Here is a 14,915-nt window from a genome sequence, read left to right as displayed (position 1 = left end):
ATGCCCACGCGTTCAGACAGCCGGAATCTGGAAGAACGCGCGCCCAGTCTGGATGCCGCGCGTCTTGCTGCGTGGTGGTGAGTTCAGTGACACCCATCAAGCCTAGGAGCGATCCTCACCTCTCATAGCCCCAGTTCGGGCATGTTCGCTCATCGTCTCGCTCATTCGCCATCCGCGCGCCCACGCCGGCATGACAATTCCATCTGACTGAGGGCAGTCCTCCGAGGTCTCACCTCGAGAGCTTGTCCTGGTGTTTGCACGATAAGTTTATCGAAGCCCAAGGGGCTCAAGGCATGGGAGTCAAAATGGGCAAAGCCGACAAGCTTCTCGAACAAGCAGCACCGCACCTTGAGCAAGGCGAGGAGGTTCGCGCTGCCGTCATGGGAGCGTACGAAACCAAGGTCATGGGCTCAGACAGCGTCAGGAATGGCGTGTTGATCGCGACAGATCGACGCGTGGTCTTCTACGCGAAGAAACTAGGTGGATTCGAGCTGGAGTCGTTCCCGTTCGGTAACATCTCGTCTTTTGAGCACGGCAAGTCGATGATGGGCCATCACATTGCCTTCCATGCATCTGGAAATGCCGTCCAGGTGAAATGGCTGCAGCCTGCAACCGACTTCGCTGCATTCATCGATGTCGTCAAGGAAGCTATGAACTCCAAACATCGCACTGGCGAGTCGATGAATACAGCGCCTACCGGGTCTGCACCTGCCCTCGATGTCATCGAGTTGCTCAAGCAGCTAGGGGGATTGAGGGATGCGGGCGTCATCACCCCCGATGATTTCGAGATCAAGAAGGCGGAACTTCTCGCGCGCCTCTGATTCGCAGTCAGGCTCGCGCGACTCCGTCCCCGAGTTCGACCCTCAGTGCCGTGCGACTAGAAAGAAGCATCCCCAGTGACATGGTTGACCAGGAGGCCATTACGGTTCGAGCATGAGTGACACGCGATCCGTTCCAGAGCTAGCTGCGCAGATCGGTGCCGACCAGAAGGAGATGCGTCGCTGGATGCGAGAGCGAGGCTGGCGGCATCCGATCGAGAAGGGTCAGCCGTGGAGTCTGACCGGTGAGCAAGTCGCGATTCTGACCGCACGGTTCGGAGAGACCCGGTCCATTCACTCGCCGGAGCACCTCGAGACGACGGAACCGACGTCCCCGCCATTCCTAAGTTCAGAGGGAATGGCTGGTGCCACGCCGCCGGACGCGATGCCACTCGCGCGACTAAGCGTTGGGGAGTTACTCGACACTTACTCCCAAGTGCTGCTAGAACTACGCGCCCGAAACCTGGTCCGGACTAACAACGCTCCCGTCGGCGACCTCGCCGAGTACTGCGCGGCGATGGTCTATGACGGACTCCTGGCGCCCAATTCAGAGAAGTCCTACGACTTGACCTCGGTCGAGGGTCGCAAGGTGCAGGTCAAAGTCCGACTTATTCGACCGGGAATGGCGAGCGGTGCCGTCTTCTCGCCAGTCCGGTCATTCGATTTCGACACATGTGCCTTTATCGTGATCGACAATGAAGCTGGCAGAGTCATCGCGGCACGGGAATGGACTCCGGTCGAGGTGCGCGAGCATGGGTCCTACAAGAAGCACACCAACGGCACGGTCGTCACTGTCGCCCAGGTGCGCTCGTCAAAGGCCCGCGGGCGCGACCGAACAGCCGACTTCGACGCGGCCTGGGGTGCGATGCTCAGCCAAACTCGCTGACCTGCGGGGATCGGAACCGACTTTGACATGGCTGGCGTGTGTCGACCCCCGCCGGCCAGATCCTCGCGGCCTCTGAAGCCGAGCCGTCCGCTGGAGAAGCGAGCGACCCCTCGCTCGTCATGCTGCGGGTCCGCGAATACACCCAACCCCGTCGTAAGTGCCGCACGGGCCACTCGTAGGTACGATCTTGGTGCGGGCATCGACGATAAATCGCCCGCTAGAGGATGCTGGTGAGCCCCCGGTCCACGAATCCCTCGGCCTCATCCTCCGTCCACAGCATCACGTCCCGCACAGAGGCCGCAGTCGCCGCATGCTCTAGAACGATCTGCTCGGCGACCCAGTAACCGGCCCGAGGCGGGACGCCGTCCGCCGGCCGCATGGAGAAGAGCGACTCACGCGCCGCCGAGTCCCCCGATCGCGCATCTCGGACGACCTCCCCGATGCGGTGTCGCGCCCGACGGCACCCTTCGACCCAATCGGCGTGCGTCCCGTCGAACCAGAACGTCTGAGACTCGGACGCGTCGGGCACCAGCAGTCGAGACATGACCACGGCGACGCCCTCTGCGACGAGTCGTCCCGTCAGGGTCTCGGTGTCGAAGGTCGGGTTGAGGCGAGCGTGAACGACATGCGACGCCTCATGGGCGACCAGGGCGGTGTCGCCCGGCGAATCGTCGAGGTACTCGAGTGCGATGAACAGCGTGGGGGCGCCGTCGAAGTTCGCGACCCACCCGTTCGCACTGCGCCCTCCGACGAGCATGACGAGCGGGATCTCGTCGTCGATCAGGCCCAGCTCCCGCAGTCGCCGGGCCACGGCGTGCACGGCGAGAGACGTAGCGGTCTCGCGGCGTCGGACGACATCCGCCTGCGTCTCGACGAGCGCCGCAGCCTCACCGCGAGCCGATCGGTCGCCCCACGCCGAGTAGTAGACCGAGAACACATCCGGATGCGCCGCCTCGTACTCGTCGACCCACGCGGCCGCGCGGGCCACCCCCGCCTCGTGTCTCAGCAGGGCGAGGTAATCGGGCACCGTCGATCGGTCGGACATGCCCTCATCACATCACGGCCCGTCCACCGCCCGCCGGTCTCGTTGGAACGGATCCCCAGCCGAGGAGGCGCGGGTCAGCGGCTCACGCCCCTCACCGCGCCCGAGCTTCGGGCGACGGTATCGCCGACAGGGGCGCGCAGTAGATGAGGGCGTCCCAGTCGTTCTCGAGGGTGCACTCGATGGGTACGTCTCGGCCGTCGACGGTCAGGGCCTCGTCCTGGAAGCCGCCGCCGGTATGTCCGCCCGGGTCCCGGAAGGTGAAGACGTGTGATTCGTCGGCCGAGGTGCATTGGAAGGGCCTCTGATTGCGCCACCCGTCGATCCGCACGCATTCGCCGAGAGGGTGGGCTTCGAGGTTCTCATCGAGGTACTCCCACGATCCCGGGCGGCCGTCGTCGGTCTCGAAGATGCTGTGGGGTGTCGATTCGGCGATCTCTTGGGGGAAGTCGGGTTCGTTCCAGATGAGCATCGCCACGAAGAAGAGGCCCATGCCCCCGACGACCACGAGCAGGAAGATCCCCATCGTCTTGAGGTCGCGCTTCTGCCGAGCAGTCAGCGGCTCGATCGGCTTCGGTGGCCGCTTGGGCTTCGACACGTTCCTCCTCCATCACGGTGACGGCGCACACGACACCTCTGCGGCTCGCGCGCCGGCGGCCCAGTCCCGCAGACCCCGACACCCCGCCCAGCAGTCCCCGCTGCACCCCACCCACATCATCGCAGCGAACGCCGGCTCACGCTCACGCGGCGAGTCCGGTATCCACCCTCATGTCCCCGTCGTCCAGCCGTCGTGCTTCCAGCCCGACGTGGACACGTTCGGGTGCGCCTCAGCCAGGTGCGACTGCGGTGCGGGCGGCTAGAGATCGAGAGGCTGGCGATCCATGGTGGCGACCCCCGATGAGATGCCGATGATGATCGCGATGGCTCCGCCGCAGACTGACAGCCCGAGGAAGAGCCAGAGCGGTGCGGCACTGCCTCCGACGCGACGCTGCAACACGATGCTGCGCCCGATCAGGTAGATCAGCAGGCTGACGATCGACCAGGCCCAGTGGAAAGGCCGCTCGACGCCTCGAGCTTGCAGCGTCCGACGGTCGAGCCACGAAAGGACGACGAGTCCGATTCCGATGGCGAAGCTGACGGTGAGGACGAGCACGTACTCCCCCTGCCCGACGCCCGTACTACCCGGGGTGAGCAGCTCGACTGACCGTCGGAGTGCGACCACCACGAGTACGCACGTCACGATCGGTGAGAGCGCGATCGCGGCCACGTACGGGGTCGCGCTGAGCTGTTGGCCTGTCATGGGCGGTCTCGGCTCGAGGGAGTCTGCGGCCTGCTCGGCGGTGTGCCCAGCCGAGGAGGCGCCGGTCACGCCTCCACGAAGTCGATCGTCTCGCTGCAGATCGGTCACGGTGTCCCCCTCGTGCTCGTCACCGACACAGGAGGCTTCCCGTGTCGATGGCCCTGACAACGGCGTCTCGGGCTCTGATCCCAGCCTAGAACCACCACCGTGACCGTCGGTCGGGCGCAGGAGACCGCATCGCCGACCCGAGGCTGTGCCCAAGAAGCCGAAATCGACCGGGTCCAGCGGGATGTCGCCGAAGGTCATCGTTTACGTGTACTCGTGTGCTGACCTCCATGCCCCGACTCGTCCACGCTGGCGAGTCGTTGCACGACCGGTGTCGTCCGGGAGGATGACACAGGTCGTCTAGCGACGGAGATCCGGCCCGAGACAGCTCGGAGGCCGAGCGATGGCGTTACGGTCGAATCATGAGAAGTCCTTGGGGAATGACGGCAGCAGCAGCCGTGTCCGTGTCTGTCATGGCCGTGCTGGCAGGGTGCACGACGACCGATTCAGCGGCGCCCACCTCGTCGCCCTCCGCCTCAGCCTCGACTTCGCAGACTCCTGCGCCGTCGACGAGCGCCGCCGCGGCTCCCGAGCAGGGCGCGGACGCTCTGGCCTCGGTCGACACGATCGTGGTCTCCGCCACGCAGCTGTCTCTTCGCGCAGCCGATTCCGAGGTCGCCTCGATCGCCCTCGTCGGCACGCCTCTCGACGATGCCGTGTCGACTCTGACCGACGTGCTGGGAGAGCCCCGTCCGAGCGACCTCGAGGCGTCGAGCTGCGTTCGAGCCCAGACGGCCTGGTCATGGGGCGACGCGACCCGGATCGGGACGCCCGACCTCCACACCGACGACGGGACGCTCAGCTTCGGGACGAACGAGACGGCGGTGGCGACGACCGACGGGCGCTCTGTGCGCATCGAGACCCTGACCGGCGAGGCCGTCGGAGACTCCGTCGCTCCTCTCGACGAGGCCCTCGACGCCACTGTGAAGGACGACTTCGCGACGGCGCCCGATCAGGAGCTGCTGTCCATCGTCTACGACCTCGTCAGGAACCCCCAGGTCGACAGCGGCGACTACCGACCGTACGGCGCCTCGGTCTACAGCGAGAAGGGTGTCATCGAGTCGATCCAGGGACCGAACGAGATCAAGAGCGACTGCTGAGCTCCCGGCCCTGAGGCGGTCGCCCCTCCCTGATCATCGCCATCGAATGCTCGATGTGAATACGGCGGTTCGGTCTCCCCTACAGCCACACTCAGGGAGGAGCGCCCGATGATCAGCTCCGGTGCTGCTTCCAGAAGCTCCAGCAGCCCCCTTCGCCGTCTCGAGCGCCACGGAATGTTCGGGCGGATCCGTCCTCACCACCCAGTCCTTAGGCCGTTGGCTGTCGTCGCACCGCCCTCCGACCGCCGCCACCCCGGCAGGGCTGGACGCCTAACTGACGTCCAGTACTAACCTCGCCCCCATGGTGACGCCCACACGCAAGCCGGCTCTCTGGGCGATCGTCGCTTCTTACGTCGCTGGTGCGGCCTTCATCTTCTACAACACCGTCGACTGGGCGACCAGCACTCCCAACGATCTTGCCGAGTGGTCGTCGGGCCGAAGCATCGCCTTGCCGGGCTGGCTCTGGATCACCTTGGGCTACATCTTGGGTGTGACGATGCTCGTCACGGCGACGTGGGCGGTGCGGTGGCGCCGACGGTGGAAATAGGCCGAGCAGACCCTCCTCAACCCACAACAGCCGAAGCCTCCACCTCCACCCGAACCCCCGGCTCGAACAGGATCTCCACCCCGATCAGCGACGCCGGAGGCATCGGCGACGGGATCCCCAACTCCCCCGCCACGGCGAGCACCCCGGCCATGAACGAGTCCATCTGATCCACCGACCATTCGGTGACGAAGAACCGCAGCCGAGTCACGTCCGCGAACGACGCGCCCGCCCCGGCCAGCCCCACCGCGGTGTTCCGCAGCGCCAGGGCCACCTGCCCCGTGAGATCCGCCGGAACCCCGTCCGCCCCATGAGCCACCTGCCCCGCGACCTCGACGAATCGAGACCCGGTGGCGACCGAGACGTGGTGGTACGGGGCGGGGGCGAGCATCCCCGCCGGGCTGCTGAGCTGAACGGTCATGTCATCCTCTCGAGGCCGCCGCGCTGGAGGCCGTCGCAGGACTGTCTACGGGACGACCCCAGGGCACTTCAACGAAACTAAGTGGCATGCACGACACCGATGCCGCAGTCATCACCCCCGAGCACCGTGAGCTGCTGGGCGAGCTCCTCGACCGCTGGTCGCTGCAGATCATCGACGAGCTCTGCGAGGGTCCGCGTCGTTTCAACGACCTGAGGCGTGCCGTGCCCGACGTCTCCCCCAAGTCGCTCACGACGACCCTCCGCCGTCTCGAGCGCAACGGAATGGTCGAGCGCGCCGTCCTCACCACCCGCCCCGTGGCCGTCGAGTACCGCCTCACCCCGCTGGCCCACTCCGTCCAGACCCTCATCGACGCCCTCTACCGCTGGACCACGACCAGCCTCCCCGCCATAACCGCCGCCCGAACCACCTACGACGCCCCCGAAACCCCCTAGCCCAGGAGGCGCGGGTCGGCTCCCTAAGGCAACGTGAGTCTGCGGGCTCCTATTTCCCACCCCGGACAAGCGCCACAGGAGTCGACCTCGCGGATGACGCACACCAAGGGGAGCATCACCTTTGACCGAGACGCAGAGGACATCATCCGTGAGGCTTCGTCCTGGTGGTCGACCCCGCTGACGTTCGTGACCGACATGGAGCTGGCCGAGAAGATGGCAGAGTTCCTCATCACCGCCGCCGAGGCTAAGCAGGACGCGTACTGCGAGTCCGCCAGCAAGGAGACGCAGTCGCGAATCCTCCTCCGGCGACGCTGAGGGATCTGTCGATCTTCGAGGTGTTCCGGTGAGCGGACAACCCCGAGCCGGACTTCACGGTCGGCGCCCTCGACCCGGCCGAGATCCTCGCCCTGCATGGTCAGTTCGACCAGGGCGAGGCGCTCCGCAGCACTCAGACGACGACCGAGAAGTAGCGCGACGGCGTCTACGGGACGATCCGGCCCTGGAACGGAGTACTCGGCAGCGACAAGGTGCTGCCCTGGATCATCGATGACGGCATCAAGCGGCCTCACTTCGACCCGGAGACCTTCGTTCGCTCGACCGACACCATCAACCTGATTGCGAATGAGGATGGCGGCTCGGCCCGTGCGATCACCGGGGCGCTCACCACGGTCATCCTGATGGCCGCAGAGCGTGTCGGTGCCCGTCAAGTCGGCGGACGCCTCTAGTGGCCGTCCTGAACGAGGCAGCGAACGTCTTCCGGTGGCGTGATCTGCCGGACGTGTTCTCGCACTACGGCTCGCGGGGCATCTTCATGTCCGCGTTCTTACAGTTCTGGGCGCAGGGCGTCGAGGCATACGGCGGGAACGGCCTGTCGAAGCTCTGGTCGTCCGCCAACATCCGCGTCGCGGGTGCCGGCCTAGCAGAAGACAAGTCCCTCTCGTTCCTCTCGAGCCTGATCGGTGACCACGACGTCACCAAGCGGTGCTCGTCGACGCAAAGCAAGGGACGCGGCGTCACGACCAGCCTGCAGCGTGAGTGGATCTTCGATGTCGCGGATCTCACGGCCATGCCGCGCGGCCGCGCCGTCATGCTCGCCTCGGGCATACCGGCGGCACTCGTCAAGCTCGACCACTACTCGACTGGCGAGTTCGCCGAACACGTCGCCCAGAGCAGGACCTACTACGAGGGCCTGGCCGTCAAAGAGGGCCGCGCTTCGACGATCGAAGTGAACCGATGAGCGACGAGGTCGAAGAGGTTGAGCAGCTGAAGACGTTCTACGAGAACGTCGTCGAGTGGGTCGATGAGTGGCTGCTGCCGCGCTACGCCCGCAACCCTAAAGTGCACCGGTGGGACCCGCAGTGGTTCGAGTACGTCGAGGTCGTCGACCGCCTAGAGGCGCTTTGGCGCTCCTGGAAGCACTTCCGCCTCTAGGTGGACGACCGGCATGGCCGTCATCTTCCGCGACCACCTCGACCCCGCCATGAACGTGATCACCTCCCCCGAGGGCCCCTTCTGGAAGGCCGAAGACCTCGGCGGCCGCCAGCTGCCTCAACCGTGGCCATCTGGAACACCAGACGCCGAGTTCTACGCCTCCCTCTGACTTCTCCTGAAAGGACACCTCGTGAGCTCTTACTACCTCAGCGCCACCCTGGGCATCCGTCTCGTCCACGCCTTCATCGGACTCATCTGGGTCGGTGTCGCCGCTGCCGTAGCGCTCCTCGCGTACATGGGGGCCACTCAGTCGGTGGCAGCGATCGACTTGATCTGCGTCTCGCAGGTCTGGCTCCTAGTCGCGGGAACACTCCTCGCCGGCATCGTGACTGCCGGCACGGTCGCGCTGGCGTGGCAACGATTCGCCTCGTCCATTCGACCCATCACTGAGAGCCCTCGCCCCGCACCCAGCGGGTCGGCAACCGTTGACGACGGCCGGACAACCAGCGCTCCTTGACGAGTCCATAGGAAACGAGAAGAGCCACCCCGCGGGGTGGCTCTTCTGTTGCCAGTCCGTCGGCGCTAACGACTCCGGGGGCAGGCACGTAGTCGCAACCCCCCTGCACTGCGAGAGGCACTCGACCGGCTGTCTCATCGCCTTCCACAGATCGCCGGACATACCCTCGACATTGTTCAAGTGCGACCTGATGTCCTTCACGGCGCGAGAGCGACGCAGGGACGATACGTCGTCGCTTGCTCGACGCGGTCAGGCATGGTTCCCCCCAGAATGGCGATCTGAATTTGTGCGCGCCCAGAGCAAGTTCTTAGAGCCGCTGAACAGCGAGATCCGGAGGACCCCGTGACGCCCGAACCGATGCGACCAGAAGCCGGACAGCTGCGTGGCAGAAATTTCTGACGAACTTCATCGCCAACGCCTTCCCTGATGCACTCTCTGCTGTACGCTCTGATAAAACACCAGCGAGGAGACACCATGGGCTTCCAGGTCTACGAGAAGGGCAGCGCGCCCCAGCCGACGACGCCGTCGGTGACGATCCAGCGGCGCGGTCTCATCTCGATCAACCGAGCCGCATTCGAACAGCTCAACAAGCCGGAGGGCGTCGAGCTCCTTTGGGACGGCGATCGGCGCGTCATCGGCTTACGGCCCTCTGCGCTCACCAACCAGAACGCCTACCCGGTTCGACCTCAGGTGGCGACCAACGTCGAGCGTGGGCCATGGCTGATCGCCGGCTCCTTGTTCACCCAGTTCATCGGACTCGACACCTCGGAAGCCTACCGCTGGACTCCGTCGCTCGAGGATGACCTGCTGGTCATCGACATCAGCAAGCCTGGGTCGAAGGCGTCCAACAACCGTCGCCGAGCTGCTCCGAAGAGTACGGATGACGAGACCGAGACAGACGGGCACTCAAGCCCTTAAAAGACTTACGGCCCGAGATCGTTCCTAGGCGATCTCGGGCCGCACCTGGCCCGAGGGCGCAGAGATGACTTAGTCAGCCATCACTAGCGTAGCGGCGAAGGAAGCAGAGGCGCACCCAGCGTCTTTCGCTTCGCCCCCTCGGGTATTACCCGAAGGAGGCCTTGTGCCCAGCATCACCGAGTTCTACGCGATCAACCGTCCGGTGCCGTTCAAGAACGTCCAAGTGAACGTCGACAACTGCTTCTTCGTCGATCCTCACGCCGTTCGCCTGAGCCAGCCTGCTGAGCCGTACGCTAGCGAGGCCGTCGAGTGCATGGACAGCTTCCTTCGAGAAGTCACGGCCTGCGTTTTTGAGGGCTCGCCCGAAAGCTTGCAGCGGGCTGAGACGTTGCTTCAGCAGTTTGCGGAGCCCTGGGAAACGCGACTCGGACTCGCCACGTCCGGCTTCGCCGGCCACGGAGGCGCACATGACGTCGGGACCTGGATCTTGGACACGTTGACCTCAGATGCCGAAGCCCTTGTCCGAGTAGGCATCCTGCGTCACCTCGAGTATCTCCCGCTCTTCGTACACGGAGTCGACCGCGACATCACCTCGGACATCACGACAAGGCTCATCTTCGGCGCACTAGCTCGTTTCACCGAAGACATGCTTCTTCAGTACCCCGAGCTCTCGACGGCACCTCATGAGATCAAGACGTTCAAGAAGCAGGTGTGGAATGCAGCCGCGCTAGAGTGGGATATCGAAGAGTTCACTCTCCCTGTGGCGAACGGCAAGGCACTCGTCCTGGTACCCGACTCCTGGGTTCGGAAAACACTCCTCATGTCGGCGACGCGCTTCTTCGAAACCAGTGCTCTCTCGTTCGCACAACTGGCCGGCGCTGTCGTGACCGACGACGGAAAGCTTCTCAAGACACCCAAGGACAAGCTCGTCGGCCGACCTGGGCTTGAGCGAGGCCGAAACACGAACTTGCGGTTGACGCTGCAGGCCTTTGAGAACGAGGAAGACCTTCTTCGTCAGTTCACGTTGTTCGTCGCAAGCCGACTCGAGCCCAACCAGGTCCGAGCACGCGCGGCATAGAGCAATGTCATGGGTCGAGGGTGTTCGCAACAGTCTTGGGCACCTTCGTCTCTGACACCCTGGTAGCGACTCTCAACTGACATGCGGCCACACGAGGAGAGCCACCCCGTTGGGTGGCTCTCCTCATCTGTACCAGCGGCACGTCGGCTTGTGGGCCTTCGTCTGATTCGGCCTCGCCCCTAACGCTGCCTACCGCCGGTGGACTTCCAGCCCCCGCCGTCGTTCGGCACGATGTGTCGCGCGCCGCGGCCCCCCCCGCTCATACCGATCGCGTCGCTAGCACCAGACTCGACGGTGTATCGGCCGGTTTCGGCGCTGCGGGTGACCGTGTGTCCGGATCTCCGAAGGTTGTCCGCCGCCTTCTCCGCGAGGGCGCGAGCAAGACGCTGGGACTGTTCGCTATAACCACTCATCGACACCACCTCTTTCGCTTCCCTGCTGGTGCCGAGTTCTCGGTCACCTCAGGTTCGTTGCTCACGCCCGCCGCGATCACGTTTGAAACGACGAGCGCCATCTCATTATCTTCGTCCCTGACCCACGGTGCGTCTAGGAGTTCTGTCAAGACTGACAAACCCAGCTCCGATTCTCCCGGGTTCTTGCTGATCGCCTTCTCAGCGGCCCAGGTAAACCGGTCCCACCATCGGGTCGAGTCGTCGGTGGACTGCTTTTGTCGGCGATCACTGGCTGAGTTGTGCCAGGCGATAGTCGCCGCGGTACCCGCGACGAGGGCCGCGACACTTCCACCGAAGCCAGGGGAGGTGAGGAAGTTGGACCACCATTGGCCATCCGGATATGGAGGCGGGATAATCCTCCCGACGATCACACCCAGGACCAGCCCCGCGAGGGCGTACAGCCAGGAGCGCCCGCGGGTGTACCCGGCTCGGTCTGGGGTCGTTGCGGCCTTGGTGTCACTCAACGGTCAACGCCCAAGGTCCTGAACGCGTTCCTTCTGCGCGCTTCCCCCACGGTTCACGCGGGCCCGGGGCGAGGCGCCCTTCCGCGACTGGGTCAGCGTCGCACTGGCGTCGTGCGGGTAGCTCGACGACGCGGTCTTGCTAGCCCACCCAGCCGCCGTGACCGGCACCGCGGTCACGGACGACCCTGCAGCCCGTCCAGTCTTCTGCTCGTGGATGTTCGCAGCGCTCTCCTTCGCGGCGCCGTCGGCATGGAGTCGGCCCCGTGAGGCCTCGTATACGCCAACGTCGGCGGAGGCCACTTGGGCGGACTCACTGACGCGCTGAGCCCTTGCTGCTTGCACCATGATTTAATCCCTCGCGAGACTTCCAGTTTACCAGTTGGCCCGAAAACGTACAGTAGATGTTTCGGGATAAATCTGTTTCAGGGCAGACTTTCGACACGGCGCGTCGGCCCCACCCCGCGAGCGTCGGAGGTGTCGCCGCTCCAGGATCGATCATTACCAATAGCCGGTCGCCCTTAGGCCACCTGCAAGCCAAAGTGCCTACGGCATAGCCGGTTGCGGGTCCTGCTGGCCCCTAAGCTTTTCCACGAGATAGCCCCGATCACAACATCACCGGGGATGAAATGCCGAAAATATACAGCTGCGCAGCCAAAGAAGGACGATACTTCTGACCGAGACAGCCCTACGATTCATAAGGATGCGGTCTTCAAACTCGTTGATAAACCAGACGACTTTAGCGCACAGGTCAGCGAGTACCTCCTGCAGTCCAAGGATGACCGCACTCGCATTCTGCATGAGCTGCGTGTGCGCGTACAAGAAAACGACGCAAAGAACAAGTCGTCGTTCCGTTCAGCCGCGATCGTTGTCTTGTCGGTTTTTATTGCATTAGCGGGCGTCATCATATTTCCCTTCGTTAACGCAGTCAGGTGGGACGACACAAGTCCTGCCAACGTTGCGCGACTGGAGACCGCGATGAACGATGACTTTGCGGCGCTCCAGGCCTGCTCCTTGCAAATTGCCACAAGCCATGATCGACGTGCACTGATCGTCATCGAGTTCGGGTGCTCTAAGGCCGTCGCGCTGTGCTGCGACATTTTGCCCCGAGGTCGAGACGCGGGCGTACCGATGAGCATCGGACGCCTGTAGCACTTAGACCCCCATCACCAAGCATTTTGCGGGACAGGCATACGCGAATCCGCAGGCCGGGCGCTACGTAGCCTTAGCCGGCCGTTGGCAGCTCGCGAAGGTGTCCAAATGGACGACCGCCTAACGGGCACCCGGCCCCATATCCGTGACCCAAGCGAGCTTGGGGGCCCAGCAATGCTGCTCGACGCTGCCACTTGGGTTCACCATCGCAGCGGGGTGCGGTCGCCTCTGTTCTGACTCGACTGCTGCTAATTGTTTGACTCGATCAGTACGTCCAGATGAGCGCGCGCGACTACGACGCCACGGCGGATCAAGTAGCACTCGACGTAGTGGTCGCCTCGGAACTCAGTGGGCTCTCGTCGTTCTGCGCCACCTGCGTAATTTCCCTTAGTTATCTCGCCTCGAATTTTGTTTCGGCGCTCGGCCTCAGGCCCGCGGTTCAGGACCTTCCATCGCACCTCATAAGGCAGAGGAACGTCAGTGCTTTGAACGGAGAATCGCAGAATTTTCTTTGGTGGCAGCCGGTGATGCTCCATGAGGTATCGCGCCAAAGTTAGTGGTCGGAACCCGTCTTGATTGACAATACAGGCGAGGTTAAGCGAGTTGCGGATGTCGACCGGGTACTGGTCTTCGATGAACTCTTCGGTGTCGGTATACGTCGGCGTTGGAGCTGCCGACGCTTGCAAGACTGCCTCCGCGGCGGGTGCCGCGGGCGAGGCCTTCCCGAACACAGCTCGCCACTTCTTGTACTCGCCTCGTGTGCCAGCGGCGCTAATGGCCTCGTCGCACAGGTCGGCTCCTGCGGCTGCCTTCTTCTGGAATGCCTTCTTGACCTTCACCCGTTGGCGACTTCCAAGTGCGGCGTAGTACTCGTGGTCATCCTCCTCGGCAAGGTACCGAAGAAAGTCCCGCATCATCTCGCCGTGTTGGTCGAATGTTGCGGCTCGATGGGTCTCGGTGCTGGTGAGGTAGTTGTAGGCCAACGTATCGATCAGAAGTCCGCCCAAGACGACTCCGTGCTTGTTCCGCCACGCTCTGGTCAGCTTGCAAAGACGGCGGAGGTTGCCCTGCGTTGCGGTGTTCTCTTCCCTTGTGGCTGCGATTTCGTCGCGGGGCTTGGTGAGTTTCCAAGAGTCGCTATAGGTATCCGGGTAGTCATACGAATAGTTCTCATCCTCAGAAGCAGGCTGGATCTCGAAGACGGGTTGGACCTCGAACGTGAAGTTGGTGAACTCGACGACCACGACGAGTCGGTCAACGTAGACGGTTGTGTCCGAGTAGCGCTTCTCGATTGCTTTGCGCGTGCGGCGCAACACCTTCAGTGGGCCACCGGCGGTGCGGTAGGTGCTCTTGAGGTCCGTGGGCAAGATGTACAGAAGATCTAGGTCTGAGATCCCCTTGATGGCTGTTGCACGGCCGTACGAACCCACCATCAGTTTGTGCCCGGTAGACCCATCAAGATCGCGGAAGTCCTGGTTTAGGGCTTTCGTAATCTCGTCTCGGCGGGCAGCAATGCTGTCGGCGGTGTTCACCGCCAGATTCGTCAACAGAGTCTCAAAGATGTCGCCGGTTTGCGTCATTGCTGACTCTCTTCTCGCACATCCACCCGGGGGTGATCCTCTCGCAACGCTTCGGGAAGTAGCAGGTCAATCTCTCTTCTGGTGAACGTCAGATCTTCGCGGTTCTTTAGACGGTCCTGAGCGATGGGATAAGCCTTTGGGCCGGTTCTCGGCGCGTCACGAAGGATGGCACCGGCAGCTTCTTGAAGTGCGTCTCTTCGCTCCACCGCCTCATCTACCGAAACCGTGAGTGCCTTCAGGTCGACAATCAGCGAAAGGTAAGACTCGCGGATGTCCCACAGTCGCGCAGCAGTGTCTCGGTGCTGCTGCGTCTCCTCGCCATAGCGGAATGTACGGTCGGCGAGGCTTGCCCCCGCCACCAGGAGAGCTACAAATGAGGTGGCTAGCGACGCCCACTTCGGCTCGAGGAACACTCCAATCAACGAGGCGAGAAAGGTTCCAGAGCCCGCTGCCACCAAAACGAATTTGATGACCCGGTGTCTCCGAGACTTGGCCTCGAATATGTCGGCTTGCACTTCGTGTGTTTTATGGGTGTAGGCCATCCGCCCATAAATCTCACGAACTTGCCCAAGTATGAGCGCACGCGACTCGTCCGGCGTCGGAGACGGGCTCTCGTCGCTGGGTTCAGGGACCGAGTGCTCCTGTGGATTGGCCATAA

Annotated in this window: 20 protein-coding genes; 14 read left to right on the top strand and 6 right to left on the bottom strand. The window is 63.5% G+C overall.

Features of this window, described 5'->3' with window-relative positions; all coding sequences use genetic code 11:
* The first annotated feature begins 305 nt into the window (after positions 1–305).
* Positions 306–821 (top strand): PH domain-containing protein, encoded by a 516-nt coding sequence (locus SOM13_RS06855; RefSeq protein WP_320479198.1) that lies wholly within the window; start codon positions 306–308, stop codon positions 819–821.
* Positions 822–933: 112 nt separating this feature from the next.
* A complete protein-coding gene (locus tag SOM13_RS06850) occupies positions 934–1,704 on the top strand; it encodes a DUF6998 domain-containing protein (RefSeq protein ID WP_320479197.1) in 771 nt (256 codons plus the stop codon).
* Between the two features lie 217 nt (positions 1,705–1,921).
* Here SOM13_RS06850 and SOM13_RS06845 read toward each other — a convergent pair whose 3' ends face one another.
* The 3 genes from SOM13_RS06845 to SOM13_RS06835 form a co-directional block, all read right to left on the bottom strand.
* The gene (locus tag SOM13_RS06845) at positions 1,922–2,749 is read right to left on the bottom strand and encodes a DUF2268 domain-containing putative Zn-dependent protease (RefSeq protein WP_320479196.1); all 828 of its coding nucleotides are present in this window, start codon (positions 2,747–2,749) and stop codon (positions 1,922–1,924) included.
* Positions 2,750–2,840: 91 nt separating this feature from the next.
* On the bottom strand, positions 2,841–3,344 hold the full coding sequence (locus SOM13_RS06840) for a hypothetical protein (RefSeq protein WP_320479195.1): 504 nt from the start codon (positions 3,342–3,344) through the stop codon (positions 2,841–2,843).
* A gap of 258 nt (positions 3,345–3,602) precedes the next feature.
* Positions 3,603–4,154 (bottom strand): hypothetical protein, encoded by a 552-nt coding sequence (locus tag SOM13_RS06835; RefSeq protein WP_320479194.1) that lies wholly within the window; start codon positions 4,152–4,154, stop codon positions 3,603–3,605.
* A 359-nt stretch (positions 4,155–4,513) separates the two neighbouring features.
* Here SOM13_RS06835 and SOM13_RS06830 point away from each other — a divergent pair, with 359 nt between their 5' ends.
* Both SOM13_RS06830 and SOM13_RS06825 read left to right on the top strand, forming a co-directional pair.
* Positions 4,514–5,251, top strand: coding sequence for a hypothetical protein (locus SOM13_RS06830; RefSeq protein WP_320479193.1), 738 nt, complete (start codon positions 4,514–4,516; stop codon positions 5,249–5,251).
* Positions 5,252–5,552: 301 nt separating this feature from the next.
* Positions 5,553–5,798 carry a hypothetical protein gene (locus tag SOM13_RS06825; RefSeq protein ID WP_320479192.1) on the top strand — a complete coding sequence of 82 codons (246 nt, stop codon included), beginning with the start codon at positions 5,553–5,555 and terminating at the stop codon, positions 5,796–5,798.
* Positions 5,799–5,814: 16 nt separating this feature from the next.
* Here the strand turns inward: SOM13_RS06825 and SOM13_RS06820 are convergent, their stop codons facing one another.
* The gene (locus SOM13_RS06820; RefSeq protein ID WP_320479191.1) at positions 5,815–6,216 is read right to left on the bottom strand and encodes a RidA family protein; all 402 of its coding nucleotides are present in this window, start codon (positions 6,214–6,216) and stop codon (positions 5,815–5,817) included.
* 86 nt (positions 6,217–6,302) lie between these two features.
* On the opposite strand from SOM13_RS06820, the gene SOM13_RS06815 reads away from it, so the two are divergent.
* From SOM13_RS06815 to SOM13_RS06770, 10 genes are all read left to right on the top strand, one after another.
* A complete protein-coding gene (locus SOM13_RS06815) occupies positions 6,303–6,668 on the top strand; it encodes a helix-turn-helix domain-containing protein (RefSeq protein WP_320479190.1) in 366 nt (121 codons plus the stop codon).
* A 93-nt stretch (positions 6,669–6,761) separates the two neighbouring features.
* Positions 6,762–6,983, top strand: coding sequence for a hypothetical protein (locus tag SOM13_RS06810; protein ID WP_320479189.1), 222 nt, complete (start codon positions 6,762–6,764; stop codon positions 6,981–6,983).
* Between the two features lie 212 nt (positions 6,984–7,195).
* Positions 7,196–7,393 (top strand): hypothetical protein, encoded by a 198-nt coding sequence (locus tag SOM13_RS06805; RefSeq protein ID WP_320479188.1) that lies wholly within the window; start codon positions 7,196–7,198, stop codon positions 7,391–7,393.
* The gene (locus tag SOM13_RS06800) at positions 7,393–7,905 is read left to right on the top strand and encodes a TraG/TraD/VirD4 family protein (protein ID WP_320479187.1); all 513 of its coding nucleotides are present in this window, start codon (positions 7,393–7,395) and stop codon (positions 7,903–7,905) included. The genes SOM13_RS06805 and SOM13_RS06800 overlap by 1 nt, the downstream gene beginning before the upstream one ends.
* Complete coding sequence (locus tag SOM13_RS06795) at positions 7,902–8,099, top strand: DUF4913 domain-containing protein (protein WP_320479186.1); 198 nt, start codon at positions 7,902–7,904, stop codon at positions 8,097–8,099. The genes SOM13_RS06800 and SOM13_RS06795 overlap by 4 nt, the downstream gene beginning before the upstream one ends.
* Positions 8,100–8,112: 13 nt before the next feature.
* On the top strand, positions 8,113–8,268 hold the full coding sequence (locus tag SOM13_RS06790) for a hypothetical protein (protein ID WP_320479185.1): 156 nt from the start codon (positions 8,113–8,115) through the stop codon (positions 8,266–8,268).
* 21 nt (positions 8,269–8,289) lie between these two features.
* Positions 8,290–8,616 (top strand): hypothetical protein, encoded by a 327-nt coding sequence (locus tag SOM13_RS06785; RefSeq protein WP_320479184.1) that lies wholly within the window; start codon positions 8,290–8,292, stop codon positions 8,614–8,616.
* 474 nt (positions 8,617–9,090) lie between these two features.
* On the top strand, positions 9,091–9,534 hold the full coding sequence (locus SOM13_RS06780) for a hypothetical protein (RefSeq protein WP_320479183.1): 444 nt from the start codon (positions 9,091–9,093) through the stop codon (positions 9,532–9,534).
* Positions 9,535–9,697: 163 nt separating this feature from the next.
* The gene (locus SOM13_RS06775; RefSeq protein WP_320479182.1) at positions 9,698–10,612 is read left to right on the top strand and encodes a hypothetical protein; all 915 of its coding nucleotides are present in this window, start codon (positions 9,698–9,700) and stop codon (positions 10,610–10,612) included.
* A 1,537-nt stretch (positions 10,613–12,149) separates the two neighbouring features.
* Complete coding sequence (locus SOM13_RS06770; protein ID WP_320479181.1) at positions 12,150–12,677, top strand: hypothetical protein; 528 nt, start codon at positions 12,150–12,152, stop codon at positions 12,675–12,677.
* Positions 12,678–12,925: 248 nt separating this feature from the next.
* Here SOM13_RS06770 and SOM13_RS06765 read toward each other — a convergent pair whose 3' ends face one another.
* Together SOM13_RS06765 and SOM13_RS06760 are read right to left on the bottom strand one after the other, a co-directional pair.
* The gene (locus SOM13_RS06765; protein WP_320479180.1) at positions 12,926–14,257 is read right to left on the bottom strand and encodes a nucleotide-binding domain-containing protein; all 1,332 of its coding nucleotides are present in this window, start codon (positions 14,255–14,257) and stop codon (positions 12,926–12,928) included.
* Entirely contained in the window at positions 14,254–14,913 is a 660-nt protein-coding gene (locus SOM13_RS06760; RefSeq protein WP_320479179.1) for an SLATT domain-containing protein, read from the bottom strand. Before SOM13_RS06760 ends, SOM13_RS06765 begins: the two co-directional genes overlap by 4 nt.
* Positions 14,914–14,915: the final 2 nt, after the last annotated feature.

The sequence above is a fragment of the Frigoribacterium sp. CFBP9030 genome (genome assembly GCF_034045195.1).
Classification (GTDB): Bacteria; Actinomycetota; Actinomycetes; order Actinomycetales; family Microbacteriaceae; genus Frigoribacterium.
The sequence above is the reverse complement of the archived record's forward strand: the minus strand, read 5'-3'. Positions and strand labels throughout refer to the sequence as shown.

Coding starts and splice junctions, on each gene's coding strand:
- SOM13_RS06855 (WP_320479198.1), top strand. CDS start 306: ATGGGCAAAGCCGACAAGCTTCTCGAACAAGCAGCACCGCACCTTGAG.
- SOM13_RS06850 (WP_320479197.1), top strand. CDS start 934: ATGAGTGACACGCGATCCGTTCCAGAGCTAGCTGCGCAGATCGGTGCC.
- SOM13_RS06845 (WP_320479196.1), bottom strand. CDS start 2,749: ATGTCCGACCGATCGACGGTGCCCGATTACCTCGCCCTGCTGAGACAC.
- SOM13_RS06830 (WP_320479193.1), top strand. CDS start 4,514: ATGAGAAGTCCTTGGGGAATGACGGCAGCAGCAGCCGTGTCCGTGTCT.
- SOM13_RS06825 (WP_320479192.1), top strand. CDS start 5,553: ATGGTGACGCCCACACGCAAGCCGGCTCTCTGGGCGATCGTCGCTTCT.
- SOM13_RS06820 (WP_320479191.1), bottom strand. CDS start 6,216: ATGACCGTTCAGCTCAGCAGCCCGGCGGGGATGCTCGCCCCCGCCCCG.
- SOM13_RS06815 (WP_320479190.1), top strand. CDS start 6,303: ATGCACGACACCGATGCCGCAGTCATCACCCCCGAGCACCGTGAGCTG.
- SOM13_RS06810 (WP_320479189.1), top strand. CDS start 6,762: ATGACGCACACCAAGGGGAGCATCACCTTTGACCGAGACGCAGAGGAC.
- SOM13_RS06795 (WP_320479186.1), top strand. CDS start 7,902: ATGAGCGACGAGGTCGAAGAGGTTGAGCAGCTGAAGACGTTCTACGAG.
- SOM13_RS06790 (WP_320479185.1), top strand. CDS start 8,113: ATGGCCGTCATCTTCCGCGACCACCTCGACCCCGCCATGAACGTGATC.
- SOM13_RS06780 (WP_320479183.1), top strand. CDS start 9,091: ATGGGCTTCCAGGTCTACGAGAAGGGCAGCGCGCCCCAGCCGACGACG.
- SOM13_RS06770 (WP_320479181.1), top strand. CDS start 12,150: ATGAAATGCCGAAAATATACAGCTGCGCAGCCAAAGAAGGACGATACT.
- SOM13_RS06765 (WP_320479180.1), bottom strand. CDS start 14,257: ATGACGCAAACCGGCGACATCTTTGAGACTCTGTTGACGAATCTGGCG.
- SOM13_RS06760 (WP_320479179.1), bottom strand. CDS start 14,913: ATGGCCAATCCACAGGAGCACTCGGTCCCTGAACCCAGCGACGAGAGC.